The organism is Bradyrhizobium sp. SYSU BS000235, assembly GCF_049747295.1.
GTDB lineage: Bacteria > Pseudomonadota > Alphaproteobacteria > Rhizobiales > Xanthobacteraceae > Afipia.
This window is the reverse complement of record NZ_JBMHJM010000001.1, coordinates 1,223,777-1,250,420: the sequence shown is the minus strand read 5'-3', so window position 1 is coordinate 1,250,420 and position 26,644 is coordinate 1,223,777. Positions and strand designations below refer to the sequence as shown.

The window sequence follows — 26,644 nt, the reverse complement described above, 5'->3', positions numbered from 1 at the left end:
GATTTTACGCATTGATGCGCACCGGCAGGGTTTCGTAACCCTTCACAAAGCTCGAATACACGCGCTTCGGTTCGCCGACAACCTCGATATTGTCGAAGCGTTTCAGGATTTCTTCCCAGATGATCTTAAGCTGAAGTTCGGCGAGCCGCATGCCGACGCAGCGATGAATGCCGAAGCCGAAAGCCATATGCGTGCGTGGCCGTGCGCGGTCGATGATGAAGTTGTCTGCGTTCTCGATGACGTCGCTGTCGCGGTTGCCCGAGACATACCACATCACGACGCGATCGCCCTTTTTGATCAATTTCCCGCCCAGTTCGGTATCCTGCAGGGCGGTCCGGCGCATATGGGCCAGCGGCGTCTGCCAGCGGATAACCTCCGGGACAAAACTATCGATCAATGCGGGATTGGCGCGCAGCTTGTCGTATTCGTCCGGATTTTCGTTGAGGGCGAGCACCGAGCCGGTCATCGAGTTGCGCGTGGTGTCATTGCCGCCGACGATCAGAAGAATGAGGTTTCCGAGCAGATTGTCGCGATCCATCTGGCGGGTGGCTTCGCTGTGCGCCATCATGGAAATCAGATCGCTGCGTGGCTCGACATTGACGCGCTCATTCCATAGCCGCGTGAAATAATCGCCGCATTCGCCGAGTTCGGCGAGCCGTTGCTCCTCGCTGTCGTAGATCATGCTTTTTGGCAGCGCCGTTGCGATGTCAGACCACCGGGTCAGCTTGCGCCGATCCTCCCAGGGAAAATCGAACAACGTGGCCAGCATTTGCGTCGTCAGTTCGATCGAGACGCGTTCGACCCAGTTGAACGTTTCATTGCGCGGCAGATTGTCGAGGACCTCCGCGGAGCGCTCGCGGATGAGGACAGCGAGCCTGTCGAGATGAGACGGTGTAAACAGCGGCGACACCGTCTTGCGTTGCGGGCCGTGTTTGGGCTCGTCCATCGCGATGAAGCTTGGCCATTGGTATCGTTCGTCCACGTCGCGCAGCATGATGCCGCCAAGCTTGACGTCGGAGGAAAAGATCGCCGCATTGGTGTCGACATGCATGATGTCGTTGTACTTCGTCACGGACCAGTAGTTGCCGACGGGGCTCGTGGAGCAGAAGTGGACGGGTTCTTCGTTACGCAGGCGTTCGAAATAGGGCCAAAGGGTATCTGACCGAAACAGCTCGGGGTGGCCGGGGTGAAATTCCGACAGGGGTGTCGCGTACGCCTTTTCGCGAGCAGCCCGGAGACGCTCATTGCGGGCAGCGTTGATCGTTCCGTGCATCGGCGTTATTCTCCGTAGGATTTTAATCCGCAATCCGGCCCGGACAAATTACAGCGTCCAGCGGGGGCGAGAGCAAGGCGCCCGCGGCAAAAGCGCGGTTCCATAAACGGAACTCCTGAACAAACTGTTCACGTCAATCCAACTTAAACGAATTCCATTCATATTTGTGTTCGCAGAGCGAATTCTGATGGGACGCAGAATATGCCATTTCTTAAATCATCACATGAGGTTAGTGCAAAGTTGGACGCGCTTGATCGATCTCAGGCGGTCATAGAGTTTAACGTCGACGGCACGATCATCACGGCCAATCAGAATTTCCTTAATGCGATGGGGTACCGGCTGGAGGAAATCCGAGGCAAGCATCACAGCATGTTCGTCACGCCCGAGATGCGGGAAAGTACCGAGTACCGCGAATTCTGGGATGCGCTTCGCCGCGGCGAGTTTCAGGCCCGAGAATATATGCGCGTCGCCAAAGGCGGCCGGCCCATCTGGATCCAGGCGTCTTACAACCCGCTTATGAACCGCAGCGGCAAGCCTTTCAAGGTGGTGAAATTCGCCACTGACATCACGCAGCAGAGGTTGAAAAACGCCGACTACGAAGGCCAGATCAATGCGATTCAAAAATCGCAGGCGGTCATCGAATTCAACCTCGACGGCACGGTCATCACCGCCAACGACAATTTTCTGAAGACCCTCGGATACAGGCTGGATGAAGTTCAGGGCAAGCATCACCGCATGTTCGTTGAACCGGCCTATCGTGACAGCGCGGAATATCGGGAGTTCTGGGATTCGCTTCGCCGCGGGACGTATCAGGCGGCCGAGTACAAGCGCGTCGCCAAAGGCGGAAAGCCGATCTGGATTCAGGCATCCTATAACCCGATTCTTGGGGCGGACGGGAAGCTTTTCAAAGTGGTGAAGTTCGCCACCGACACGACCGCGCAGGTCGAAGACCGGATTCGGCGAGGGCAATTGCAAAAGTCGATCGACATCGATCTTGCCCAGATTACCGATGCAGTGACCTCGACGTCCGAGCGGGTGACATCGGCTGCCGGCGCTTCGACGCAGACATCATCGAACATGCAGGCTGTGGCATCCGGTGCTGAAGAGCTCGCGGCCTCGGTGGGTGAAATCAGCCGTCAGGCGTCGGATGCTCTCAGCATCTCGAAGCAGGCGGTCCAGCAGGCCAACGAGACCAATGCAATCGTGTCCGGGCTCGCAATTGCCGCTCAGAAGATCGGAGATGTGGTCAAGCTGATCAACAGTATTGCGGATCAGACCAATTTGCTGGCTCTGAATGCCACCATCGAGGCCGCCCGTGCAGGCGAGGCGGGAAGGGGGTTCGCGGTGGTGGCCGCCGAGGTCAAGAGCCTCGCGACGCAAACCGCGAAAGCCACCGATGAAATCAGCGGCCAGGTCGCCGAGGTCCAAGGCACCACAGCTAGCGCGGTCACCGTGATCGAGGCCATTACCCAGACGATTTCCCGCGTTAACGAGATTTCCGCGGCGATCGCCGCCTCGGTCGAAGAACAGGCTTCGGTGACTCAAAGCATTTCGTCGAACATGCAAGTCGCCGCCAAGGGCGTCAACGACATCAATGCCAACATGAACGACATCGCCCGGGCAACGAAATCCGTCGATGAATCGACTCGCAAAGTCCGAGAAGCCTCACGCGCACTCGCCTAGTTCTCGGAGTATGGCCGGCATTCGCGCCGGCCACCGAGTGTCTTCACCCCTAGCGTGACGCCACGAGAGACTTCGGGCTTTTCCGCCTCTTCTCCCGGTGCTCGGCGCGTGGCATTGTCGTCGTCAAACTTTGCCAAAACCCGCCCGGGGAGAGAGACATGACTTCGAATGTGCACAGTGTTTTCAATTTCGACCTTGGCGAGACGGCCGATGCGATCCGGGAAACAGTCCGCGATTTCTCATTCAACGAAATTGCGCCGCGTGCCGATGAAATCGACAAGAGCAATCAGTTCCCGCGTGACCTGTGGCCCAAGCTCGGTGCGCTTGGTCTCCATGGCATTACCGTCGAGGAGGAGTACGGCGGCTCCGGACTTGGTTATCTTGAGCATTGCGTCGCACTCGAGGAAATTTCCCGGGCATCCGCATCGGTCGGCCTGTCTTACGGCGCGCATTCAAATCTCTGCGTCAACCAGATTCGCCGCAACGGCAACGAGGCGCAGAAGCGGAAATATCTTCCGAAGCTGATCTCCGGGGAGCATGTCGGTGCGCTCGCCATGTCCGAACCCGGCGCGGGCTCGGACGTCGTGTCGATGAAAACACGCGCCGACAAAAAGGGAGATCGCTACATCATCAACGGCAGCAAGATGTGGATCACCAACGGTCCCATCGCCGAGACGCTGGTCGTTTATGCCAAGACCGACCCATCTGCGGGCCCGCGCGGGATGACCGCTTTCCTGATTGAAAAAGGCATGAAGGGGTTTTCGACGGCGCAGAAGCTGGACAAGCTCGGCATGCGGGGCTCAGACACTGCGGAACTGGTTTTTGAAGATTGTGAAGTTCCCGAAGAGAACGTGCTCGGTCATGTGGGACGTGGCGTCAACGTTCTGATGTCCGGCCTCGACTACGAACGCGCCGTGCTGGCGGCCGGTCCGCTTGGCATCATGCAGGCGTGTCTTGATGTGGTGATGCCTTACGTTCACGAGCGCAAGCAGTTCGGCCAGCCGATCGGCAGCTTCCAACTCGTCCAGGGCAAAGTCGCCGACATGTATGTCGCGATGAACGCCTCGCGGGCTTACGTGTACGCCGTGGCAAAGGCGTGCGATCGCGGCGAGACGACGCGCGAGGACGCCGCCGGCGCCATTCTTTATGCGGCCGAGCGCGCCACGCAATGTGCCCTGGATGCGATCCAGTTGCTCGGCGGCAACGGCTATATCAATGATTATCCGACCGGGCGGCTGCTCCGCGATGCGAAGCTTTACGAGATCGGTGCCGGTACCAGCGAAATCCGCCGCATGCTGATCGGGCGCGAGCTTTTCGATAAGTCGTCATAGTGGTTTGAGCTAACGCGATTTGGCCAAGCTGGCTCGCGCTGATGATCACGGAAGATCGACCGTCACGCGGTTTTTTATGGCGACGGCAGATGGTTGGTCTTGGCGACCCAGGATCGTACATCCGGCAGAATGTCCGGCAGGACCGCGCGCACCTCATCGACGGTCATGCCGGCTCTGATGCGCGGATCATAAAGAATATTCATGATGTACTGGTCGTAGATATCGAAGAAGCCCATCGACACGTCGTCATTGAACATCGTCCACGGGACAGAGTTCGTGTCGTTGATTGGTCCGAGCGATTGCAGCAATTCTTCGTAGGCGCAGTCGAGAAAAACAAAGTCGCTGCTATCGACCGTCAGGATGACGTCGGAGCGCTGAATTTCGTACTCATCGTTCTTGCGAAAACCGGACAGGCACTGAGGATCAAGAGATTCCCTGATCTCTTTTGCTTTTTCTGCACCATAGAATGACGTGATTGTTTTCTGGAGGTCGCGGTCGCGCACCAGCGTGATGATGGTGTTGGCGTCGTCGCGCTTGTTCGTAACGGCGATGTCGAGATGTTGCACGCGTTTGGCGATGTCATTGATCACTTTGCCGATCTGCGTGTGTCGATCAATGCGACTGGAACCATCGATGAAGACGCGGACCGGCATGTGGTACTTGCGGATTCTGTCGACGCGGCCGGCGAGATGGTATTCCGCCCCGAAAGCGGTCTTCATGAAGCCTTCGATAATCTGGCTGTCAGTGAACGTCTTTTTGTCATTGCGCTGCCGCGCGGCAATACTTGCGGGATCTGCGTAAGCAAACTGTGGAAGAGCCATGGCAAGCAGGGCCCCGACGCACAACGTGGCCGCGATGCCGAGCGCAATTTGCCGTAGCGGTGAAAGGATTTGCATTGTTGGTGGAGGTAGCCGCAACCCGCGATCTCGTGCAAGAGCAGCTGTTGCGTTCCCGAAAATAAAAAAGGCCGGCACGATGGCCGGCCTTTGTATTGTTCCGCGCGATCAGTTCTTGACGATAACGGTCGCTCCGACATGAACGCGATTGTAGAGGTCGATCACGTCATCATTGACCATGCGGAAGCAGCCGGAGGATACGGCTTGCCCAATGGTCTCAGGTTCGTTCGAGCCATGAATGCGATAAAGCGTTGAGCCGAGATACATGGCCCGTGCGCCGAGCGGGTTATCCGGACCGCCGACCATGTGGCGCGGCAGATCCGGACGGCGGCGCAGCATCTGTGATGGCGGGGTCCAGCTCGGCCATTCCTTCTTCGCGGAAATGCGGTGGACGCCACCCCAGCGAAAGCCATCGCGGCCGACGCCGATGCCATAGCGCAAGGCTTGGCTGCTGTTTTGGATCAGATACAGCCGGCGTTCCCTGGTATTGATGATGATCGTGCCGGGGGCGTAGTTGTTTGGAAAACTCACCGTTGTGCGGGGAATGGGGCCAGTGCCGCTGGGGGCGCCGCCGCCAAAAAGGTTGAAAAACGGGTTCATTTCCGGGTCCGCCATGGCAACCCCGGTGCCGACCAGCAAGGTCACGGCCGTTACGATAACAGTAAAAAGGCGCGTCATCAGAATCCTCATAAAAAGCCGCCCGAGAGTGTCGGGAGATCAGCAAAGGGATTGTAGCATTGGCATGTGACGATTTGCGCGAGCATACCAGACAGGCCACAAATCGGGCCGTTTCGCAAGCCACGGGCGCGTGATGGCACGCTTTCCAGAAACGGCGTTGCGCAAAAGCACCGTCCCGCACGATTATGCACGCCATCTTTGACGAATCGGGCCGGGCGTCCTTTGACGGGGCGTCATAAGAGTGATTGATCTGGCCGACCACAAAAACGCGAAGGCGAATGGGAGTGACATGATGAATGGTGCGGAAAGTCTGGTGCGGACGCTGGTCGCAGGTGACGTGAACGTCTGTTTCACCAATCCTGGAACCTCGGAAATGCACTTTGTCGCAGCGCTCGACCGGGTCGACGGTATGCGCTGTGTACTTGGCCTTTTTGAGGGAATCGTGACCGGCGCTGCGGACGGATACTACCGCATGACCGGAAAGCCGGCGTCGACGCTGCTTCACCTTGGCCCGGGGTTGGCCAACGGCCTCGCCAATTTGCACAACGCCAAGAAGGCAAATTCAGGCATCGTCAACATCGTCGGGCAGCACGCGACCTACCACATCGAGTACAACGCTCCGCTGACGTCCGATATCGAAGGGATCGCCCGCCCGATGTCGGCATGGGTGCGGACGTCTCCGGACGCGAAGTCCGTTGCGCGCGATGGAGCCGCTGCTATCGCCGCTGCCAATGGTTCGCCTGGGCAGATCGCAACGCTCATTCTGCCGGCCGATACCGCATGGAACGAGGCCGATGGCATCGCCCAGGTGCCGGAAAACTCCCAGCGTCCGAGTTATTCACCCCAAGCCGTGAATGAGGCTGCCCGGGTCCTGCGCAGCGGCGAGCAGACATTGTTGTTGCTGACTGGTAAGTCTCTGACTGAAGAAGGGCTGAAGCTTGCCTCGCAGATTGCAGGGAAGACCGGTTGCAAGGTCATGGGCCAGACCTACAATCCGCTTATGGCGCGCGGCCGTGGCCGTTTCTCGATCGATCGAATCCCGTATGTGATCGAACAGGCAGTCCCGATCCTGAAGAATTTCCGTCATATCGTTCTGGTGGAGACGTCTGATCCGGTGGCGTTCTTCGCCTATCCCAACAAGCCGAGCCTGCTAAAGCCTGAGGGCTGCGAGGTTCATCGCATGTGTGAAGCGGGCGAGAACTCGGTGGCCGCGCTGCATGCGCTGGCTGACGCCGTTGGCGCTAAGGCGTCGGATATCGTGCCGCAAAAGCTCGTCGAGCTCGCCAAGCCGACCGGTGCGCTTACGCACGCATCCATTGCGCAGGCCATCGCGATGGCGATCCCGGAAAACGCAATCGTCGTTGACGAGTCGATCACGACAGGCCGCGGATTTTTCCCGCCGACGGCTGCCGCGGCTCCGCACGACTGGCTGCAGAATATGGGCGGGTCGATCGGGTTCTCGACGCCGGTCGCGACCGGGGCTGCGGTGGCATGTCCCGACCGCAAGGTGATCTGCATGGTTGGTGACGGCAGTGCCATGTACACATTGCAGTCGCTGTGGACTCAGGCCCGCGAGGGACTGGATGTGACGACCATCGTTTTCGCCAATCGTACTTACCAAATCCTGAAGGGTGAGTTCGCCGGCGTGGAGGCTGGAGAGCCCGGTCGCAAGGCGCTTGCCATGCTGAATCTGGACAATCCCACCCTCGACTGGGTGTCTCTCGCGAAGGGTATGGGCGTATCCGGCCGTTCCGTCAAAACGGTGGACGAGTTCAACCAGGCCCTGGCTGAAGCGGTGAAGGAAAAAGGTCCGCGCCTGATCGAAGTCCTTATGTAATTGACGCGATTATCGAGCCAGCGGGCGTCACCGAACGTCAACGACGGGCATTTGCCCGCTGGCTTGTTTGCGGTTGTTCCGGCGAGGCTCCTGATGACTGGCCTCCCCAGAATTAATGCACGTCGAATTAAAACTTCCGCAGTTTCTTCCAACTAGATTGTCCATAACGTTTGAAGGTGATGGCGCTCTAAGTCTTCATATGTAAGGGCTGCTTCGATGAATTTGATTATTCGATTTTTGCGAGATGAAACCGCTGCGACCGCGATCGAGTATGCATTGATCGCGTGCGGTATTGCCGCTGCTATCGTGACCATTGTCAGCACTCTGGGCACCTCGGTCAAAGGTCAGTACACCGCAGTTCAAGACGCGCTGAAAGACCAGAAGTAGTCTTCGCATCGTCGACTCATTGGCTTGCTATGAGCTTTGGCTTGAACCGCGAGTCTTTCATGGGATCGATCAGGCAGTAAGTTCTTCCTGCCGCGCTTGCGCCAAAAAGCGTTCAAATTGGTCGAACGGAGGCGGTCGAGAATACAGGAAGCCTTGGGCTTCGTGACGGCCTTTCATTTGCAGGACTTGTTCCTGAGCGCCCGTTTCGACCCTCTCGCGGTCGCCGACAGTCCAATTGAGAGTCGTCGCGACGCCATCTGGCGAGAGCAGTATCCCTTACGCGAGTGCGAGTGAGAAATGTAAAACTTGAGGATCACTGCCACGAGAGGACGCGAAGCCGGCCTTATTCAAGACGCGTCGCATTGAGTGGTTATCCGGGAGAACCTCCGCAACGAGTTCTTTGAGCCCTGCATCACGAGCCCATTGAACGAGATGGTGCATCAACACTTTTCCGATTCCTCGCCCTTGATAGGCATCGATAACAACGAACGCGACTTCAGCCTGGCCTGGTTTCGTAACGACATAGCGTCCGCCGCCGACGATTTCGGAATGCCCCGCATTGTTGATCTGCGCAACAAGGGCGACATGATCGACGAAATCGACCTTCATGAAGAACGTGATCTCGCTATCCGAAAATCCGCGCTTCGGCACGAAAAAGCGGCGTTGGCGCGATTCCGTGCTCGTGCGGTCGATTGCCGCGAGCATATCGGCTTCATCATCCGGCTTGAGAGCGCGGATTTCAATTGTGCCGCCGCCATGGAAAGGTTCCACGCTCGAATAGTCTGCGTTTCGCAGCATTTTCGCCGCTTGCTCCGGCTGGTTCTGCGTACTTGTGAGGACAATAGCCGGCTGGCCGGTTGATCTGAATCAAGCGGAGGCGGACTAAGGCGCCGAAAATTTGGAACCCCCGGCAACTGCTGGAGCCAACATCGGTGAAGCTTCGTGGAATCATTTCGGCGAAACAGATTCAGCGACGAGACAATGCAGCTTGCGCTGCGTCTTGGCCTGCTCGCATTCTTGATCTACTGGTCTTTCGTTCTGGTCCGCCCGTTCATTCCGATCCTGGTGTGGGCGCTTATCCTTACCGTTGCTCTTTACGCGCCGCATCGCTGGCTGGCAAAACATCTCGGCGACAGGCCCAAAACAGCCGCGGCTATGCTGACGATCGCATTCCTTGCAATTGTCATTGGCCCGATGGCGTGGCTTAGCTTTGGATTGATCGAAGCCGTCAGCGAGATATCGCGGCAGATTGATTTGGGTGGCCTTGCGATTCCACCGCCGCCGGCACGCCTTCAAGATCTGCCGTTGATCGGTGTCCAGATGCATGATTTCTGGAAGCAAGCTTCCAGCAATCTCGCCACGGCCTTTCGCGAGATCGCTCCTTTTCTCAAGCCCATAGCGACTGCGATCCTCGCTTTTGCAGGTAGCGCTGGAACGGAAACTCTCAAATTCCTGGCGTCAATCATCTTGGCCGGCTTCCTGCTTCCCATGGGGCCGACGCTGGTGAAGGGAGGACACACTATTCTCGCCCGGGTTGCGCCCCAGCGAAGTGAGCATCTTCTGTCACAGGCGGGCGCTACGATCCGGACGGTGGCTCAAGGCGTCATCGGGATCGCAATTCTGCAGTCGATCCTGGCCGGGCTGGGATTGAAATTAGCCGGCGTTCCAGGCGCCAGTCTGATTGCGTTCGCAGTATTGGTTCTCGGCATCCTGCAGCTTGGAGCGGTGTTCGTTCTGCTCCCGGTCATCATCTGGATCTGGATGGAAAAAGATTTCACGGTGGCCATGTCAATCACGGCGTATCTGATAGTCGTCGGCCTGGCAGACAATGCCCTCAAACCACTCCTCATGGGGCGGGGACTGACAACGCCGACTCTCGTTATTCTGATCGGGGTTCTCGGGGGAATGCTGGCGCACGGAATTATTGGTCTCTTTGTTGGACCGATCATACTCGCGGCGGCGTGGGAATTGCTGATGGCGTGGATGCGCGATGACCCGCCGAATCGAAGTCTCGCGAGCACGGAAGGCACCGTCGAGATTCTGGGCCGAGGTCACACTTAAATCGCGGAAGAAGGGCCACGTGGATTTTTGGCACTCTCGCATTCAATCGCGGGAATTTCGTTGTCGCGACCACAGGTCCAGTTCTGCCAGCTGCGCCCCGAAAGGACAGTCATGCTGCCTTATCGGGTCGTTGACTTAGTCAACGGGCCAATCTCCGGAAATGTTCCCAACGCCGTTCACGCGTGTTAGCTTTTTGGCACGGGGTCTGGCCGCGTGATTGTCATGAGTATCCGGATCAGAGGACTCGTACTTTGCGCAGTTCTGCTGCTGATGCCTGCATGTCTGACTGCGGGCGAGTTGCGGCCGCCGCAGTCCATTCTCGTTCTCGACCAATCAGATCTGCGTGGATCGTTCTACTATGAGGTATTCTCGGCGCTTCGGGCCGCCGTGAATGCAGATGGCCGCTCCCACATCACGCTTTACACCGAAAGCCTCGATCTGAGCAGGTTCAAGGGCGAGGCCTACGAAGAAAGCCTTCGGAAACATCTTCAAGTCAAGTATCGGACGACGCCGATCGGAGTCATTGTCGCGATTGGCGCGGCGACGTTACAGCATGTCTTGAACTGGCGTGCGGAGCTGTGGCCCGACGCTCCCGTCGTTTTCACCATGGTGAACGAAAGAGACCTGGCCGCGCTGAGCTTGGCCAGGCTGAAACCTTCACCGGCGATGACGGGCAGCCTTATCAGGGTTCGCCTGTCGGATCAGATCACCGCAGCGCGCGCAATTGTGCCTGACCTCGATCGGATCGTGCTCATCGGCGATGCATGGAGCAATCAAGTCCTGTTCGGGAGCTGGCAGGATGAAATTCCCAATGTAACCGCCGGCCTGCAGGTCGAGGAGATCGTCGGTCGTACCATGACGGAAATCAGAGAGAGGGTTTCCCGGTTGGATGATCGCAGCGCTATCATTTACACAGCCGTGTATTCCGATGGTGAGGGCGCTCACTATCCTCCGGGGGTTGGCCTCGGGCTCATTGCAGAGAAGGCAAATCGCCCGATCATTGTCGCATCTGAAACACTCATTGAGCGCGGTGGTATAGGCGGGTTCGTCCTGTTGCCTTCCGAAATCGGAAGGGATGCGGCCTCCCGAGCGCTCCGTGTCCTTGATGGTGAAGCCCCCGCAAGAATTCCCATCGCTGCGCTGCCCGATGCGGTGAAGCCGATCTTCAACTGGCGGCAAATGAAGAAATGGGGGGTGGAGGAATCCGCGTTGCCGGACGGCAGCGAAATTCGATTTCGAGACCCAAGTCTGTGGGAACAGTATCGATGGCAGAGTATCGCAATCGGCGCGGCACTGCTTGTTCAGGCAATGCTTATCTCCGGTCTGCTTCAGGAAAGGCATAAGCGCAACGATGCCGAGGCTGAGGCCCGAAATCGAATGACGGAGTTGGCTCACGTCAACAGGCAGTCTGCGGCGGGCGAATTGTCGTCCTCAATCGCGCATGAACTCAATCAGCCGCTGGGAGCTATTCTGACAAACACCGAAACCGCGGAGCTCATCCTTCATTCCCCATCGCCGGATCTGGCTGAAATCAGGGAAATTCTGGCAGACATTAAGCGGGATGACCTTCGCGCCAGTGAAGTCATCAGCCGGCTGAAAAGCTTTCTGAAGCGCGTGCCATTCGAGATCAGGACGATCGACGTCAACTGCACCATGAATGAGGTATTTGAGTTCCTATCTGTGCAGGCGAACTCGCGAAACGTGGCGCTTTATCTGGAGTCGCTGCCGGGTGAATTGAAGGTCAGCGGGGATTCAGTTCAATTGCAGCAGGTGATTCTGAATCTGATGGTCAATGGCATGGATGCGATGGCCAGCATGCCTTATGGCAAAGCATTGATAGGAAAAACCGAGATCGATGGGCGCGGTAAAGCGATCATTTCCATCTCGGACTCCGGTCCTGGTATTCCAGCGGACAAACTCAATCAGATATTCGATCCTTTCTTCACGACAAAGCAAAAGGGAATGGGCGTCGGACTGTCGATTGCGCGTACCATCGTGCAGGCTCACAAAGGGCGAATTTGGGCGGAAAATCAGACCGGCGGCGGCGCCGTATTCCGCATCGCTCTACCGCTGGCACAACCGTCTTAGGAGGTGGGAATGCAGGGGACCATCCATATCGTTGATGACGACGCTTCGTTTCGAACGGCCATGGGGCGGCGACTCACCAAAGCCGGATACGAGGTGGAAACATACTCTTCTGCTCAGCATTTGCTGGACCGGCTTCCGGACAAGCGTCAGCCCGGCTGCATTCTCCTGGATGTCAGAATTCCAGGTCTGAGTGGCCCGGAGCTCCAGCGCCGGCTGAGTTCGCTTGGCGTGCAGCTGCCGGTTATCTTTCTGACCGGCTACGGTGACATTCGCACGACGGTGCAAGCCATCAAGGCGGGAGCCGACGACTTTCTGACGAAGCCAGTCGCATCGGAGCAGCTTCTTTGTGCGATTCAGCAAGCCATGGCGCGTTACGAAGCGGTGCGAGGGCTAACGGACAAGCTCGAGGCGCTTCGCGCGCAGATCAGGGCATTGACTCCACGAGAGCGGCAGGTCTTCGAGCTTGTTGTTCAGGGAAAGCTTAACAAGCAGATCGCGATACAGCTTGGCGCAACCGAACGCACGATTAAGGCGCATCGGCACAAGGTGATGGAAAAAATGCAAGTCCAATCACTGGCCGAGCTCGTGTCCCTGGCGGAGCGCGCGGGTGTCCTGTCCGCGGCCGGTGCCGAATTGAAATAGTTCCGTTTCGAGGCATTCCAGGTCCTGTTGTACCAAGAGACAATAGGAATCTCTTAAGGAGCGGCGTATCCGAACGTCACCGACGATTGTGCGCTCCCAGATAAGCGGGAAATTTAGCACATCGTTCGATATATACGGTTCAACATAGGGAGGCTTGTCATTGCCTCAGTCCAAAGTTGTTCTCGTGCTGGATGACGATCCGAGCCTGCTCAAGGGTGTGCAGCGGCTTTTGCGAGCGCACGGTTTTGAAAGCGTGCTTTTCGAAACCGCCGAGGCTCTTCAACAGCACGGCGATTTCGATCAGGCTTGTTGTATTGTCCTGGACGTCAATCTGAGTGATGAATCAGGGATCGAAGTGCGACATCAACTTCGAGCATCCGGCATTTCCCTGCCGGTGATTTTCATAACCGGTAAGGACAATCCCGCAACGCGGATGGCTGCCATGGAGTCGGGTTGCATTGCCTATCTTCGCAAGCCCTTCCCGGCGAGCGCGCTGATTGAGCCGATAGAGAAGGCGTCTGCAAATTGGAGTTAGTTTGCCGGACAGCGCTAACACGTGACCGCGACCAGATTGATTTGGATCAAGTTCCATCCGGTTGCTGATCTTTAGAGATCGCCGGGCATCATCTCCACAAGGAGATTGCCAGCGATGGAGTCATCCGTGAAAATTTCCAGACGTCGCGTTTTTCAGATCGCTTTGCTGGGATTAGTTGCGTCGAGCCTGTCAAGCTCATTGGAAGCGGCGACGGGATCGGTTCGAGTCAGCTTTAGCAAGGCAGGTTTTATCGTCGGTGTTGGCAGCGGACGGGGAGTCCTAACATTCCGGGGGCATAACTATCCCTTCCGGGTGTCCGGTTTGGGCGTAGGATTGACCGCCGGTGTGTCAACCAATCACCTGGTTGGTCGCGCACTCAACCTCCGCGGACCCGGCGATATTGCGGGGAGTTACAATGCGATCGGGGTGGGCGGTGCGCTGGCGGGTGGCGCGGGGGCTGTTCAGCTTCAAAACGCCAGGGGCGTGATCCTGCAACTTCACGGAGGAAAGGTCGGGATCGAAGTGTCCGCAGCGGTGAGCGGCGTGCAGATAACCATGGAGTAGATTCGGTCCGATGCTTGATCTCGGACCGCATCCGGCGTTCTTTGCAAGGATGCGAGGGTTCAGAAGCGGCAGAAGATCAAGTCAGCCCCACGCGATCACGATGCTGATGTCGCCCGGCATGCCGCCGGGAAAATCGATGATCTGGTACCGAATGCGGTAGCCGCGTGGCTGGAGGTAGTCGGACCATAGTTGAAAGATTTCGCGGGGGATTCCTGTCAAAGTCTTTTCCCAGCCCGCTTCCTGCTGATTGATCGCGCGGCCGTGGTCGGTGCACAGCGAATTGGGAAAGCGGTAGACCTGCACTTCCGAAAGTCCGTTTCTCACCGCGCGTTGGATGACCGACGAGGCCAGTTGAACCTTCTGTTCCTCCGTCAGGCCGGACGGTTGACTGAGCTTGTCAATTAACGCTCGCTTTTCGGCCTCGACCGCCGCTGCGCGCTTGGCATATTGCTCGGCTTTATCTGAATCCTTGATCGCTGCCTGTCGCTGAATTTCCTTCGCTGAAGGCAGAAGATCGTCGATATTTACGGGCATGGCGGACCCTTCCAAGCTCATCGTTCACTGCCCCTATGGTGCCGATGATAGTGGGCCGGCTGCCCCCTCCATCTTGATCCAGATCAAGCATCATTCATTCGGAAGACCACACGCTACATGCTGGATAGCGTGAAGAGCCGTATGTCGTGGAGTGCTTCAGTTGACTGACCAAATCCATCCCCTGGCACCCCACCATTTGCCATTTTTCATCACCGCTCCCGGCGACACGGATATACTGATGGTTGCTATGGGCGTCCTGCTCGTCGCGGCGGTTCTTGCCATCGGAAACTTTTATCTCAGGCTGCACAGCCTGCCTGAGCGGATCGCCCACAAGTCACAAAAACTCCAATTCGAGATCGTTGCGATCTTGGGTTTGCTTGCGCTGTTTACTCACATCCACCTGTTCTGGATCGCTGCTCTGCTGCTTGCCTTCATTGATATTCCCGATTTCGGCACGCCGCTCCGGAGCATTGCGGAATCCGCTGAACGGATTGCGGACCGCAACGACACTGAAACGAAGGCCGCTGCTGACGCAGGTGATACTCTTCCGACACCCCGCCCTGTAGATAGCACGCCTCTCGCACGCGGTTCGAAAGAAGAGGAGCATAGCCATGCTTGAGCTTCTCCTCTGTTCGCTTCTCACGATCGTTCCGGATTATCTCTATCGCCGCTATGCGCAGGGCAAACGGATCGGCAAGGAGATCACGTTTTACTCGGTGTGGTTCGAGCTGAGGTGGGGCATCAGTGCTTGTTTGCTGCTGACAGTTTCTCTCATCACCCTGATCTTCTACTTTCATCCATCGACGACGAGCGCTGCGCTGCTCTTCAGAACCGTACCGATCCTGCCGGAGACGTCCGGACGGGTTGCAGAGGTGCACGTCGGAATCAGCGACCCGATTTCCAAGGGCGATCTGATTTTCAAGCTGGACAGCTCCAAGCAGGAGGCCGCCTTAAATGTCGCGAAGCGGAAGATCGCGGAGGTCGATGCTCAGATCATTTCGACACAAGCAGATATCCTGAAAGCAGAAGCGCAGCTTCAAGAGGCGAAAAGTTCCTACCAGCAGGCGAAGGATGAGCTTGATGTCAAAACCGAGCTGCAGCGACGTAATCCCGGTATCGTTCCGCAGCGTGATATTGAAAAGCTGCAGGTACTTGCGGACGGACGACAAAGCGGGATCGATGCTGCAGCCGCAGCGAAAGAATCGGCGACGCTCCGCGTAACAACACTTTTGCCCGCCGAGCGCGCGAGTGCGGAAGCTGCATTGGCCCAGGCGCAGGTGGAGCTGGAAAAGACCTCTGTCAAAGCCGGTGTGAGCGGCCGCGTGGAGCAATTTGCGCTTCGTGTCGGCGATGTCGTCAATCCATTGATGCGACCCGCCGGAATACTGATACCGGAAGATGCAGGCCAGGGCATGTTGCAGGCGGGATTTGGTCAGATCGAAGCGCAGGTGCTGAAACCCGGAATGATCGCCGAAGCGACTTGCGTCTCAAAGCCGTGGACAGTGATTCCAATGGTCGTCACCGGCGTTCAGGACTACATCGCTGCCGGTCAGTTTCGGGGAGGAGAAAATCTAATCGATATTCAGGCCATCGTTCGTCCAGGAACGATCCTTGTGTTCCTCGAGCCGCTTTATAACGGCGGGTTGGACAGTGTCGCTCCAGGCAGCAGCTGCATCGTCAATGCTTATACCAGCAATCATGAGCTGCTTTCATCGAACAAAGTTGGCGCGGTCAGGGGTATGGCTTTGCATGCCGTCGATGCAGTTGGTCTTGTCCACGCGATGTTGCTTCGGATTCAGGCTTTAATTCTTCCCTTCAAAACACTGGTCCTGGGCGGGCATTAGCCGCGTGGTCGTTAACGAGTTTCGCGGGGCGCAAACTGGTGATCGGGATTGCTGATACGGGTTTTGATCCAAGTCAAAATCCGCATACATCCGACATGCAAATAAGCCTCCTGCAAAAGACCACGAACGCGTACGGAGGCCGGCATGTGGTGCTGCGGAAGAATTCTGGTCGCTCTTGCTCTCGCCGTTGCGGCACCAACTGTGGTCCGTGCTCAAGGAAGTGACACAGCGTCGCCTCCGCCAGGTGAGCAGGCCCTCAAGCCGGAGCAACTCGAAGCGCTCGTCGCGCCGATCGCACTGTACCCCGACGCTTTGCTCGCAAATGTTCTGGCTGCATCCACTTATCCGTTGGAGGTGGTCCAGGCCGATCGATGGTTGGGAGAGCGGAAAAGCCTCAAGGGGGACAAGCTCAAGGCAGAGGTGGATAAACAGCAATGGGATGACAGCGTGAAAGCGCTGGTGGGCACTCCGGATGTGCTTGCCATGATGAGCAAGAAGATCGACTGGACCAAGGATCTCGGCGATGCTGTGCTCGCCCAACAGCCGGACGTGATGGACGCAGTCCAACGTCTGCGCGAAAGAGCCCAGGCCAACCAGAAGCTGGCAACAACCAAGCAGCAGAAGGTCAGTGTCCAGCAGGCGGAGGGCAAGCAGGTCATCGTCATTGAACCGACAGAGCCGGACACCCTTTACGTTCCCTATTACGATCCCGCGACTGTCTACGGCACATGGCCGTATGCGGAGTATCCACCCTATTACTTCGGTGTGCCTTCGTACATCGGCGCCGGGATCATCGCCACCGGCATTGCGTTCGGTGCAGGCTTCGCGCTCGCGCGCTGGGGCAACTACTGGGGCGGCGGCTGCAACTGGGGCAACAGGAGCTTCGTTGTCAATCGCTCCATCCGTACGACCTGGCAGCACAATCCAGCGCACCGGCAAGGCGTGCGGTACAACAACGCCGCTGTCCAGCAGCGCTTTGGCAACAGTGCCCAGCGCGCAGGAAGCGCGAACCGGATGGATTTCCGCGGCCGCAGCGGACAAGAAGTCCTTCGTCCAGGGCAGGATCGGGCCGGCGCCGGCGATCGCGCCGCAAATCGAGCTGCGGATCGCGGTCGTGCGGGCGCTGATAAAGGTAAGGCGGGCAATCGCGCAAGTGCAGGTAATCGCGCAAGTGCAGGCAACCGTGCGCGGACGGCTGGCGGCGGCGCGGGGCGCGGCGGCCGCGACGGTGCTCTGAGAAATGTCTCATCCGGAAGGGCGGCCAACCTCCAAGCCGCGCGGGGACGGCAAAGCTTTGCCAGTTCGGGAGTGAGCCGCGCGAGCTTTGCCGGAGCCGGAGCAACGCGCGGTGGCGGAATGAGCGGTTTCAGAGGAGGAGGTGGCGGTGGATTCCGCGGCGGCGGCGGTGGTGGAGGTTTCCGCGGCGGCGGAGGACGACGCTCCGACATCGCGCTGAAACACGACGTCGTCTTGCTCGGCCATCTGGAGAACGGCCTCGGCTATTACCGGTTCAGCTATCTCGGCAGCAACAAAGCCTATGTTGGTGTCATCGCTCAAGAGGTCCGCGACGTTATGCCGGAAGCTGTGACCCGCGGATCTGACGGCTATCTCAGGGTTAAGTACCAGAAGCTGGGACTTCCTTTTAGCAGTTACGCGAAATGGCGCGCGGCCGGCGCGGTCATTCCGAAACAAGCGGGGGTGCAGCGATGACATCATTCCGCTTGTTGCGAAAAATCAGCTCGATCGCAGTTGCCGTTGCGATCGCCTCTGCTCTCTTTATTTCTGTGGCTTCTGCCCAAGAAAGCTTCCCGACGCCGGAAGACGCTGCTCAGGCTTTGGTCAACGCGCTCAAGTCGGGGACGAAGAGGGATATCCGCAAGATACTCGGCCGGGACACCGACGACATCATCGAGTCGGGAGACGATGTCGACGATGCGGAGATGCGGGAGAGGTTCACGACGGCCTATGACGAAAAGCATTCCGTCAAAGTGGACGCAAACAAGACCGCCACCTTGATCGTCGGATCGCAGGAGTTTCCATTTCCGATTCCACTGGTAAACGAGCGCGACGGCTGGAAATTCGATACTGCATCGGGCCGCCGGGAAATTCTCTACCGGCGGATCGGTCGGAACGAATTGGCGGCCATTCAGACGTGCCTGGCTTACGTGGATGCCCAGAATGAATACGCCGAGAAAGATCGCACCGGCGCCGGCCGCGGCGTCTATGCGCAGCGCGTGGTGAGCAGCCCAGGCAAGAAAGACGGCCTGTATTGGCGTGATGATCAGGATCCGAGCCCTCTCGGAGAGCTCGCGGCAAAGGCATCTGCCGAAGGCTACAAGGTGGGGCAAGATCCGGCGCCGTATCACGGCTACTATTATCGGATCTTGAAAGGGCAGGGGCCGAACGCTCCGGGTGGTGCGCTCAATTATTTGGCCTGGGGCAAGATGATCGGAGGATTCGCGCTGGTTGCCTATCCGGCTGACTACGGCAACTCAGGCGTGATGACGTTCATCGTCAATCATGCGGGCACCGTCTATCAGAAGGATCTTGGATATCACACCGCGGCCATCGCCAAACGCATGGGACTGTTCGATCCGGACCAGACGTGGAAGAAAGTGCCCGCCGACTAGTCGTTACAAAGCGGCGGCATAGGTCCCCGGCGGCACCATGTAGAGGGTCATGGCGAATATCACGTAGATAAAGACAAGGAGGACGCCGACAAACCATGCCGAGCGGCCGGTGTTGATAATGAAGACGGAGGTCACGGCCGCGATCAGCACCATTTTCACGGCGCCCGGCCAGAACTGCAGATCCATCGGTTTGGGACCGATCACGTAGCTCAGGAGGACGAGCACGGGAGCCACGAAGAGGGCTATTTGGGAAGCGCTCCCTAACGCGATGCTGACACTCATATCGAGTCGGTTCTTGCGTGCTGCAGAAAACGCTACAGCCATTTCGGCCGCGGCTCCCACCAGCGGAACGATGACGAACCCGACGAATGCCGGGCTTATTCCCAACGTCTCTCCCGCCTTTTGGACTGAGCTCACGAATATCTCGCTGACCAGTGCGATCAACACCGTCACAGCAGCGAGTACGCCTATGGCTACTCCAAACGGCCAAGAGATTTCATCCACTTCGTGATGCGAGCCGCTTGCAAACAACTCTTTGTGCGTGACGAGGGAGAAGGTCAGGCCCAGCACGTACGCAACGATAAGAAGGATTGCGAGACCGGTGCTTAATGATTGCGCCATCTGCCGCCCTTGTGACAGATCGATGTCGGCGACAGCTGCGGGAGCGAGAAGAGCGATCGTTGCCATCAGTAGCAACCCTGCATACAGCTTCCCGCCGGCGCGGTTGTACTCCTGAATGTGGTGTCGCAAGCCGCCCAACACAAATGATGCGCCCAGCATGAACAACGAATTGGTGACAATAGCACCCGCGATTGAGGCTTTCACCAGCACGTATTCTCCGGCTTTAAGCGCTGCTATCGCGATGATGAGCTCGGTCAAGTTCCCCAGGGTCGCGTTGAGCAACCCACCAATCGCATCGCCCATTTTCGCAGCAATACTTTCTGTTGCGTGCCCGAGAAGGGCGGCGAGAGGGATGACGGCCAGGATCGCCAGGATAAACAGAGTTGTATGAGCTGAAGGTGCGACTTTTTCCACGACGAGAACGAGCGGAACAAAGGCTATCATCCAGAGCAGCGGCCTGTTCCGAATGTCCTCGAGTTTTGACGTCACGGTGGGCTTACTCCCGCAGCGGGCGCACGTCGAGATTGAAGGTGCTCGGTGCAAGGATGTTGATCTGCCTCAATGCATTCCGTGAGCATAAGACTTGCCTTTAGTGGATAAAGGGCGAAAGGCGGCGCTCGCGACAGCGGCGCGCATAGCTTAGGTCTCTGGAAGAAAGGGAGGAGCCAATGGCGGAGATCACGAAGCTCTCCGTTGAGAAAGCACTCGAAAAAATCCGCAGCAGCGATGAGCTGAAATCGAAAGACGCTCAGCTGGGTGACAAAATGGACGCCCTCGACGAAGAGATTAAGCGGATGAGGGCGCAGAGATTACGGCTCGAGCGGCATAAGCGTGAGCGCGATTGAGCGACCGCACAGATTGCCATGATCGGACGTGCGAGCTTCATCGCGTACTTTGGCTGCGGGACGTATCGGCTACTGAAGGCCGCGCAGTGCCGCAGCTGGAGTAAACGGCGGGGTCTCTATGATCGCTGCGCGTCGCACTTTGCGATGCAGATCCGTTTGGCAGTCTCGCATCGCGTCACCCACCGCTTCTTTCGGGCTTCGCATTTAAATCGACTGAGAGAGGTTTTTTGGCTGCATGTGATGTGGCGGCCCGAGCAGTCTCGATTTTTGCAGGTTTCGCAGTCTGGGGTCGAAAGTCTCGGCTGTGCCAAAGCCGATGAACACAGCGAGATACTGAACAGCACGCAGGCTGACAGGACGGCGATGCGAGCACTGGACATCAAGACCTCCGTTGATGAGGGGCACCATAGGAGCCTAGTCACCGACGGAAGGTTGTTGATCTATCTCAAGCGTCAAGACGACAAAAGCCGGAAGCTTCGCACAAGGAATGAACGCGGCGGCGCTCGTGTTTGGTCGCAGGTGTGTCAGATGGGAGGGCGACGCTTGCGTCTTGTATAATGATGACGCGAGTCCGCCATTCTGGGTGATCCCTCCGGCTCTTATGAACTCAGGGAGATTGGCGCGGGGGAGTTCTCACAGTCGCTTCGCACGAGGCCGCGATGGATACGGGTAAGGCCAGGGTGACGGGTGCCTATCTGAAGACCCCAAAAGCTGCCGCTTTCGCGGGAATCGTATTTTCAGTGCTGCTGTTCGCCGTCTTCGTTCTGATGCGCCGATCCGTGCCGTCTGATCCCCTCGAACGAGGAGCGTGGCTGATCGACGATACAACGTATGTCGCCCTTGCCATGAACCTCGTGCCATTCGCCGGAATCGCCTTCCTGTGGTTTGTCGGCGTGCTGCGCGACAGGCTCGGCGCCCGCGAGGATCAGTTCTTTGCAACGGTGTTCCTGGGAAGCGCATTTTTGCTGCTCGCGATGCTGTTCGCGGCGGCGGCGGTTGTTGGGGCAATCATTATCGCCTTCCACGCTTCTCCGGAAGAGGTCGTCCACTCACCCACGTTCCATTTCGCACGCGGACTGGCCTATGGAATGGTCAACATCTACCTGGTGAAGGCAGCCGGGGTCTTCATGGTCACCACGTCGCCGATTGCGATTTATACCCGTTTAACCCCGCGTTGGCTCGCGATTGCAGGATACGCCATTGCAGCTTTTTTCTTGATTGGAAGCTCGTATTTCGGCTGGAGCCTGCTCGTGTTTCCGTTCTGGGTCCTGTTGGTCAGCTTTTCCATTTTGCGCGATGGGAACGCGACCGAGCCGCAAGGCCAGCCGAGCACGATCGAGGATTCTCGTGGCCATTAGCTCCACGCGGCTTTCGGCTTTGACTCATAACAAACGAATTGATGCGGCGTGCTTCAATCGCTTAAGGGATGTCGAATTTCTCGTGCTCGCCATTTGCACGGCCTTGTGTCTCGCTTGCGAGTGCTGCTACTCCCCACGCATGAATAAGATTCGTGCAGTCTGCGTCTATTGTGGTTCCTCGCCGGGTAACGACCCTGCATACCTGGAAGCGGGAGCACAGTTGGGCTCTTGCCTGGCGGCGGCGGGATTGAAGCTGATCTATGGCGGCGGGACCACCGGTATCATGGGCGCAGTCGCTCGGGGCGTCCTCGACGCTGGCGGTCAGGTCGGCGCTATCATCCCAAGCTTTCTCGTTGGCCGGGAGACGACCAAGGCAGCCATGTCGATGTTCAACGACGTAACTGTCACCGAGACGATGCATGAGCGCAAACATCATATGTTCGAGCGCTCGGATGCTTTCGTGGCGTTGCCCGGCGGGATCGGCACGATTGAAGAAATCGTCGAGATCATGACCTGGGGGCAGCTTGGTCAGCATCGCAAGCCGATGGCGTTCGCGAACGTCAATGGGTTTTGGAACCCCATGCTGGCGATGATCGAGCATGTGCGGCAGGCCGGTTTTATCCATAGCAGCCACCTCGTCCAGCCGATCGTCACTGACCGGGTCGAGGACATTATCCCGGCAATTGTCGCTGCGAGCGCCAGCGCTGGCGCGCATGACGAAGGTGTCCGCTCCGTCATCGACAAGATGTAGGTCTAATGCCGCGGTTCGCCGCGGTAGCCACGGTGCTGTTCTGTCAGTCGTGCCGCGCGGCGTGATGCAGCGATCGATCTTGTTGGTCTTTGCGCGCCGTCACAGCCAACACCACCGTCCGCCGTGGCAGGGCGACGCCGTAGCTGACCCGGAATAGGCTGCGAACACGCTGCACGGATATGCACGGATGTTCTTGCCCCGGTCCGCCCAAAATACGCTCTGATGCCAGAGAGCCGTCAGACTTATGAGGAATTTGAAGGGCTTAAATGGTGGGCGCACAAGGGATCGAACCTTGGACCTCTCCCGTGTGAAGGGAACGCTCTCCCGCTGAGCTATGCGCCCGAGTGGCCGAACCGGCGGCCTTTCGAAGCCGCGATTTACGGAAGGGCGGGCCAGTGTGTCAAGCGCGGCGCGGTACTGAAGCTGGAATTTCCAAGATATCGCCGGATTAATGTCAGCCGGGTTGGCGTGCGCGGGAGGCATGGGCCTGCAGGGCCCGGATCCGCTCGGCGAGGGTGCCACGGGCATCTGCCGCCGCCCCGTTCATCCCCGCATCGTTCCCCGCCGCCCCTTTAACGATGGCGCTGATGGCCGGTCTCTCCGGCTCGGAGGCGAGAATGGCTTCAATCGGGGAGTTGGGACCTTCGAGCGTCACGGCGAGTTTGGCAACTTCCGCGGCGATGTCGTTGATCCGCTCCCGCAGCAGCGCATTTTCGGTGCGCTCGGTCGACCAGGCGGCTTCCGTCTGCTGATGTACGAGGTTGAGCTCCCGCTGAGCTTTAGCCCGTTCATCGCGGGCCGTGCTGAGCTGCTCTTCGATCGCCGCCTTTTCTGCCTTTAGTTTCTCGACGACCGACGACTGGCCGGTTCCGGAGGCTGAAGCCATTTCGTCGCGCAGTTGCTGTTCGGCTTTTTTCCCGGCTTCCACCTGCTGGCGCAGCAGGTTGTTCTCATACTCACGCTCTGCAAGGAGCTTGCCTTGCTGCGTCAGGCGGCTTTCGAGATCGGTCACGCGTCCAGAGAGCATCTCGGCTTCCTTGGACTGGACCAACAGCTGTCGGTCGAGGTCGCTGACCCGGGCATTGAGATTCTGGACCTTGCCACGGGCTTCATTCAGCTCATGCGAGGCGATGTCGGCGTCGCCGCGCTGTGCTGTCAGACGCTGCTGTGTCTCAGAGTACTCGCGCTCGGCGCTTTTGACGCGATTTTGCAGGTCATCGACTTGTCCGCGGACGGCCGCCAGCTCGGTCTGCCGGCTCTCTGCCGTTACCGAGCGCTGAGACAATTCGTTCGTCAGTTTGTCGAGTTCGGCGCGTTTATCGGCCAATTCCCGCTCGGCCGCGCGCAGCAGCTGCGTCTTGGATGCGAATTCTTCTTCGGTCGCCCGCTGTTCGTGCTTGAGCGCCTTCTCGCGCGCCTCTAGTGCGAAGATCGCAGCGTTCTTTTCGCCGAGTTCGATCTTCAGGCGGTTGATCGCATCCGATTTCTTGCCCAGTTCGGCCAGTTGGCTGCTCGTCTTATTCTTGAGCTGTTCGACGCTCATTTCGAGGCGCCGCGCCGACATCGCGAATTCGGCACGCAACTGGTCTTTGTCGGCCTGGATTTCGGCCATCGAGAGCGGGGTGGCGGCTTCGAGACGCTTGGTGGTCAGACGTACCGCGCGATTGTGCACCAGCGGTACGATCATCAGACCGAACAGCATCGACACCAGAAAACCGATCGCCAAATACATGATCGGTTCGACCATGGCGTGACCCCTGCATCAGAATTTACGTGTTTTTTACCATGCCATGGAGGCAGGGGAAAAAGCTAGCGGAACAATACTTTAACGTGAATCCGTGGCTTTGCCGCAACGGCGCTGGCTAAATTGAGGTGTGACCTGCGCGCTCAGAACGGATTCCAGGTCGCGCGGGGAGTAAACTTCAAATAGCCGATGTTGGCGCCGAGACGCAGGCCCACCCCGGAGCGGATTGGCACCAGCACGATGCCATTGGCGGTCAGCGCGGTCATGCCGAACCCGCCGATGATGTAGGCTGAACCATCGATGCCCGCGAAACGCTGATATATCGCGTCCGTTGCGGGCAGGTTATAGACCAGAACCATGGTCCGGGCGCCATCGCCGCCCCAGTCGAATCCAACGGATGGGCCCTGCCAATACACCCGCAAATCGCCGGCGTTCTTGGTGTAGAGCGTGCCCTCGCCATAGCGAAGCCCGGCGACAAAGGCGCCGCTGCCTTCTTCACCCAGCACGTAGCCGTTGGGCAGGCCCCACTGGCTGACGGCGCGCTCGATCACTGAAGCAAGGCCTCGCGAGACGTTGCCGAAGAACCGGTGCCCAGCTCCGGCTAGTTCCTCGGGGCTGAAGGTGCCGCCGCCTGAGCGTTGTTGGGCTGCTGCCGGCACTGTCAAGGAAACCGTCGCGGCAAATATCAAAGCCAGAATGCGCGAAGCCAAGCTCATGAAAGACCCCTTGGGATAGCGCGTGAGCCACCGAAGTGAGAGCGCGCTCGAAATCGCGAGGTCATATGCCCATCGCTTAACGCCTTGCTGACCCATATCGGCTTAAGCTGCGGTCCCACGTCCCCGACTCGATTGGTTATCGGCATCAACTATGACGTTACAGCGGCAAGAAAATAAAGGGTTACGCCTCAGATTTGCCGCGCTCGCGGCTTTTGCGTGGAGCGCGCTGGTGGTGGGGACGTGCCCAGCGCTCCGGGCGGCGGAGACCGAACAGGTGGTGGTGAACCGGTTTTCGGGCCTGGCCATCGATGGCTTCGATCCGGTTGCCTATTTCACTGACGCAGAGCCGGCCAAAGGGGCGCCGGATGTCGAGGTTTCCGAAAACGGGGCGATCTGGCGCTTTCGCAACGAAGCCAATCGTGCGGCGTTCGTTGCGCGGCCGGACATCTACGGACCGCAATTCGGCGGCTATGACCCGATCGACGTCGCAAGAGGCAAGGCCGTCGCAGGCCGGGCTCAGCTTTGGCTTGTTTCGGGTGGCCGGCTGTATCTGTTCAGCCGCGAGGAAAGCCTCGCAGCCTTTGCCGCTAATCCGGCGAACACGCTTAAGCTTGCGACCAGTGAATGGGGTACCCTGCGGGCGATGCTGGCAGACTACTGATCGGCCAGTGGTCAGATTCTGACGGTCGCATTACGAGTTCGCGGCAAACAGGGGTGCGGAACGTCAATTCCGCTCCGCTACGGCCGGATCACCCCATGCAATGAATTCCGGGATCAAAAATCCCTCGCGCGCTTCGCCAAAGCGGAGTGCCGCGCCCTTGCTGTCCGTGACTTTTCCGCCAGCTGCCGTCACCACCGCATGGCCGGCCGCGACATCCCATTCACAGGTGGGGGAGAGACGGGGATAGATATCGGCACCGCCCTCGGCGACGCGACAAAACTTGACCGCCGAACCAAGAATTTGCCGGACCGCGCCGGGGCGGTCCGCAATGAAGGCCTCGGTGCGCTTGTCACCATGAGATCGGCTCACGGTCACGATCCATGGGGCGGCATGCCCTGGATGGGGGCGGGTCCGAATGGACTGAGCGGCGCGCGTTTCGCCGTCCTTGGTGATAAGGAGCCGCTCTGCGCCCCGGCCGACGACCCCTCGCCAGATCAGCCCCAGCGCGGGGGCCCCGACGATGCCGAGCAGCGGCTCACCCCGGGTGACCAGCGCCAGATTGACGGTGAATTCCTCACGGCCGGCAACGAACTCTTGAGTTCCGTCGAGGGGATCGATGAGGAAAAAGCTGTCTTTGTAGGGACGTTGGGCGAGATGGGTCCGTTCTTCCGATAAAGTGGGCAGTTGCGGGATGAGTTTCGCCAATCCCTCCGCGATAACGCGATCGGCGGCCATATCGGCCTCCGTCACCGGAGATCCGTCCGCCTTGCCTTCGATCTGCATGCTGGATCGGCTGACGGCGAGGATGGCCGCACCGGCTTTTGCGACGATATCCGTCAGCGGCCCGATGAGTGCCGCCGCGCCATCGGCATCGATCGCCGGCCCGGCCATGGAAATCTCCGTCATTGGTTGGGTCCTTCGCGCCCGCATCTGCCGTTTTCAGTCCATTGTGGTTCTCGCGTCCG

Annotated in this window: 26 protein-coding genes and 1 tRNA gene; 17 read left to right on the top strand and 10 right to left on the bottom strand. The window is 58.4% G+C overall.

Going from position 1 to position 26,644, the window contains the following annotated elements; translation table 11 throughout:
* Window positions 1–4: 4 nt before the first annotated feature.
* Complete coding sequence (locus ACP0KA_RS05775) at window positions 5–1,273, bottom strand: cytochrome P450 (protein ID WP_424627883.1); 1,269 nt, start codon at window positions 1,271–1,273, stop codon at window positions 5–7.
* A gap of 201 nt (window positions 1,274–1,474) precedes the next feature.
* Between ACP0KA_RS05775 and ACP0KA_RS05770 the strand changes: the two genes are divergently transcribed.
* Both ACP0KA_RS05770 and ACP0KA_RS05765 read left to right on the top strand, forming a co-directional pair.
* Window positions 1,475–2,956: a methyl-accepting chemotaxis protein gene (locus ACP0KA_RS05770; RefSeq protein ID WP_424627882.1), complete on the top strand. Its 1,482-nt coding sequence runs from the start codon at window positions 1,475–1,477 to the stop codon at window positions 2,954–2,956.
* Window positions 2,957–3,114: 158 nt separating this feature from the next.
* A complete protein-coding gene (locus tag ACP0KA_RS05765; RefSeq protein ID WP_424627881.1) occupies window positions 3,115–4,287 on the top strand; it encodes an isovaleryl-CoA dehydrogenase in 1,173 nt (390 codons plus the stop codon).
* Window positions 4,288–4,361: 74 nt separating this feature from the next.
* On the opposite strand, the gene ACP0KA_RS05760 is transcribed toward ACP0KA_RS05765, so the two are convergent.
* Both ACP0KA_RS05760 and ACP0KA_RS05755 read right to left on the bottom strand, forming a co-directional pair.
* Window positions 4,362–5,108: a DUF2927 domain-containing protein gene (locus ACP0KA_RS05760; protein ID WP_424627880.1), complete on the bottom strand. Its 747-nt coding sequence runs from the start codon at window positions 5,106–5,108 to the stop codon at window positions 4,362–4,364.
* Between the two features lie 183 nt (window positions 5,109–5,291).
* Window positions 5,292–5,861: a L,D-transpeptidase gene (locus ACP0KA_RS05755; RefSeq protein ID WP_424627879.1), complete on the bottom strand. Its 570-nt coding sequence runs from the start codon at window positions 5,859–5,861 to the stop codon at window positions 5,292–5,294.
* A gap of 292 nt (window positions 5,862–6,153) precedes the next feature.
* Between ACP0KA_RS05755 and ACP0KA_RS05750 the strand changes: the two genes are divergently transcribed.
* Together ACP0KA_RS05750 and ACP0KA_RS05745 are read left to right on the top strand one after the other, a co-directional pair.
* Window positions 6,154–7,698, top strand: coding sequence for an acetolactate synthase large subunit (locus tag ACP0KA_RS05750; RefSeq protein ID WP_424627878.1), 1,545 nt, complete (start codon window positions 6,154–6,156; stop codon window positions 7,696–7,698).
* Between the two features lie 216 nt (window positions 7,699–7,914).
* Window positions 7,915–8,085 carry a Flp family type IVb pilin gene (locus ACP0KA_RS05745; RefSeq protein WP_424627877.1) on the top strand — a complete coding sequence of 57 codons (171 nt, stop codon included), beginning with the start codon at window positions 7,915–7,917 and terminating at the stop codon, window positions 8,083–8,085.
* Between the two features lie 276 nt (window positions 8,086–8,361).
* Here the strand turns inward: ACP0KA_RS05745 and ACP0KA_RS05740 are convergent, their stop codons facing one another.
* Complete coding sequence (locus tag ACP0KA_RS05740) at window positions 8,362–8,790, bottom strand: N-acetyltransferase family protein (protein ID WP_424631492.1); 429 nt, start codon at window positions 8,788–8,790, stop codon at window positions 8,362–8,364.
* A 276-nt stretch (window positions 8,791–9,066) separates the two neighbouring features.
* On the opposite strand from ACP0KA_RS05740, the gene ACP0KA_RS05735 reads away from it, so the two are divergent.
* The 5 genes from ACP0KA_RS05735 to ACP0KA_RS05715 all read left to right on the top strand — a co-directional run bounded on the left by ACP0KA_RS05735 (window position 9,067) and on the right by ACP0KA_RS05715 (window position 13,975).
* Window positions 9,067–10,146 carry an AI-2E family transporter gene (locus ACP0KA_RS05735; RefSeq protein ID WP_424627876.1) on the top strand — a complete coding sequence of 360 codons (1,080 nt, stop codon included), beginning with the start codon at window positions 9,067–9,069 and terminating at the stop codon, window positions 10,144–10,146.
* Between the two features lie 222 nt (window positions 10,147–10,368).
* On the top strand, window positions 10,369–12,234 hold the full coding sequence (locus ACP0KA_RS05730; RefSeq protein ID WP_424627875.1) for a sensor histidine kinase: 1,866 nt from the start codon (window positions 10,369–10,371) through the stop codon (window positions 12,232–12,234).
* Between the two features lie 9 nt (window positions 12,235–12,243).
* The gene (locus tag ACP0KA_RS05725; protein WP_424627874.1) at window positions 12,244–12,876 is read left to right on the top strand and encodes a response regulator transcription factor; all 633 of its coding nucleotides are present in this window, start codon (window positions 12,244–12,246) and stop codon (window positions 12,874–12,876) included.
* A 184-nt stretch (window positions 12,877–13,060) separates the two neighbouring features.
* Window positions 13,061–13,411, top strand: coding sequence for a response regulator transcription factor (locus tag ACP0KA_RS05720; protein WP_424627873.1), 351 nt, complete (start codon window positions 13,061–13,063; stop codon window positions 13,409–13,411).
* 114 nt (window positions 13,412–13,525) lie between these two features.
* Entirely contained in the window at window positions 13,526–13,975 is a 450-nt protein-coding gene (locus tag ACP0KA_RS05715; RefSeq protein ID WP_424627872.1) for a hypothetical protein, read from the top strand.
* A gap of 81 nt (window positions 13,976–14,056) precedes the next feature.
* Here the strand turns inward: ACP0KA_RS05715 and ACP0KA_RS05710 are convergent, their stop codons facing one another.
* A complete protein-coding gene (locus ACP0KA_RS05710) occupies window positions 14,057–14,509 on the bottom strand; it encodes a hypothetical protein (protein ID WP_424631491.1) in 453 nt (150 codons plus the stop codon).
* A gap of 160 nt (window positions 14,510–14,669) precedes the next feature.
* Between ACP0KA_RS05710 and ACP0KA_RS05705 the strand changes: the two genes are divergently transcribed.
* The 4 genes from ACP0KA_RS05705 (at window position 14,670) to ACP0KA_RS05690 (ending at window position 18,983) form a co-directional block, all read left to right on the top strand.
* Entirely contained in the window at window positions 14,670–15,128 is a 459-nt protein-coding gene (locus tag ACP0KA_RS05705) for a hypothetical protein (RefSeq protein WP_424627871.1), read from the top strand.
* The gene (locus ACP0KA_RS05700) at window positions 15,121–16,353 is read left to right on the top strand and encodes an HlyD family secretion protein (RefSeq protein ID WP_424627870.1); all 1,233 of its coding nucleotides are present in this window, start codon (window positions 15,121–15,123) and stop codon (window positions 16,351–16,353) included. The genes ACP0KA_RS05705 and ACP0KA_RS05700 overlap by 8 nt, the downstream gene beginning before the upstream one ends.
* Before the next feature lie 144 nt (window positions 16,354–16,497).
* A complete protein-coding gene (locus tag ACP0KA_RS05695; RefSeq protein ID WP_424627869.1) occupies window positions 16,498–18,063 on the top strand; it encodes a DUF3300 domain-containing protein in 1,566 nt (521 codons plus the stop codon).
* Window positions 18,060–18,983 (top strand): DUF2950 domain-containing protein, encoded by a 924-nt coding sequence (locus tag ACP0KA_RS05690; protein WP_424627868.1) that lies wholly within the window; start codon window positions 18,060–18,062, stop codon window positions 18,981–18,983. The genes ACP0KA_RS05695 and ACP0KA_RS05690 overlap by 4 nt, the downstream gene beginning before the upstream one ends.
* A 3-nt stretch (window positions 18,984–18,986) precedes the next feature.
* Here the strand turns inward: ACP0KA_RS05690 and cax are convergent, their stop codons facing one another.
* Entirely contained in the window at window positions 18,987–20,093 is a 1,107-nt protein-coding gene (gene cax, locus ACP0KA_RS05685; protein WP_424627867.1) for a calcium/proton exchanger, read from the bottom strand.
* Between the two features lie 179 nt (window positions 20,094–20,272).
* Here cax and ACP0KA_RS05680 point away from each other — a divergent pair, with 179 nt between their 5' ends.
* From ACP0KA_RS05680 to ACP0KA_RS05670, 3 genes are all read left to right on the top strand, one after another.
* On the top strand, window positions 20,273–20,449 hold the full coding sequence (locus ACP0KA_RS05680) for a hypothetical protein (RefSeq protein ID WP_424627866.1): 177 nt from the start codon (window positions 20,273–20,275) through the stop codon (window positions 20,447–20,449).
* Window positions 20,450–21,108: 659 nt separating this feature from the next.
* Window positions 21,109–21,807, top strand: a complete 699-nt coding sequence (locus tag ACP0KA_RS05675; protein ID WP_424627865.1) for a hypothetical protein — start codon at window positions 21,109–21,111, stop codon at window positions 21,805–21,807.
* Window positions 21,808–21,946: 139 nt separating this feature from the next.
* The gene (locus tag ACP0KA_RS05670) at window positions 21,947–22,558 is read left to right on the top strand and encodes a TIGR00730 family Rossman fold protein (RefSeq protein WP_424627864.1); all 612 of its coding nucleotides are present in this window, start codon (window positions 21,947–21,949) and stop codon (window positions 22,556–22,558) included.
* 267 nt (window positions 22,559–22,825) lie between these two features.
* Here the strand turns inward: ACP0KA_RS05670 and ACP0KA_RS05665 are convergent.
* From ACP0KA_RS05665 to ACP0KA_RS05655, 3 genes are all read right to left on the bottom strand, one after another.
* Window positions 22,826–22,900, bottom strand: a tRNA-Val gene (locus ACP0KA_RS05665).
* A 112-nt stretch (window positions 22,901–23,012) separates the two neighbouring features.
* Window positions 23,013–24,305 (bottom strand): hypothetical protein, encoded by a 1,293-nt coding sequence (locus ACP0KA_RS05660; RefSeq protein ID WP_424627863.1) that lies wholly within the window; start codon window positions 24,303–24,305, stop codon window positions 23,013–23,015.
* A gap of 140 nt (window positions 24,306–24,445) precedes the next feature.
* A complete protein-coding gene (locus tag ACP0KA_RS05655) occupies window positions 24,446–25,018 on the bottom strand; it encodes a DUF1134 domain-containing protein (RefSeq protein WP_424627862.1) in 573 nt (190 codons plus the stop codon).
* Between the two features lie 229 nt (window positions 25,019–25,247).
* Here ACP0KA_RS05655 and ACP0KA_RS05650 point away from each other — a divergent pair, with 229 nt between their 5' ends.
* Window positions 25,248–25,679: a YHS domain-containing (seleno)protein gene (locus tag ACP0KA_RS05650; protein ID WP_424627861.1), complete on the top strand. Its 432-nt coding sequence runs from the start codon at window positions 25,248–25,250 to the stop codon at window positions 25,677–25,679.
* Window positions 25,680–25,742: 63 nt separating this feature from the next.
* On the opposite strand, the gene cysQ is transcribed toward ACP0KA_RS05650, so the two are convergent.
* Window positions 25,743–26,585 (bottom strand): 3'(2'),5'-bisphosphate nucleotidase CysQ, encoded by an 843-nt coding sequence (gene cysQ, locus ACP0KA_RS05645; RefSeq protein WP_424627860.1) that lies wholly within the window; start codon window positions 26,583–26,585, stop codon window positions 25,743–25,745.
* Between the last annotated feature and the right edge of the window lie 59 nt (window positions 26,586–26,644).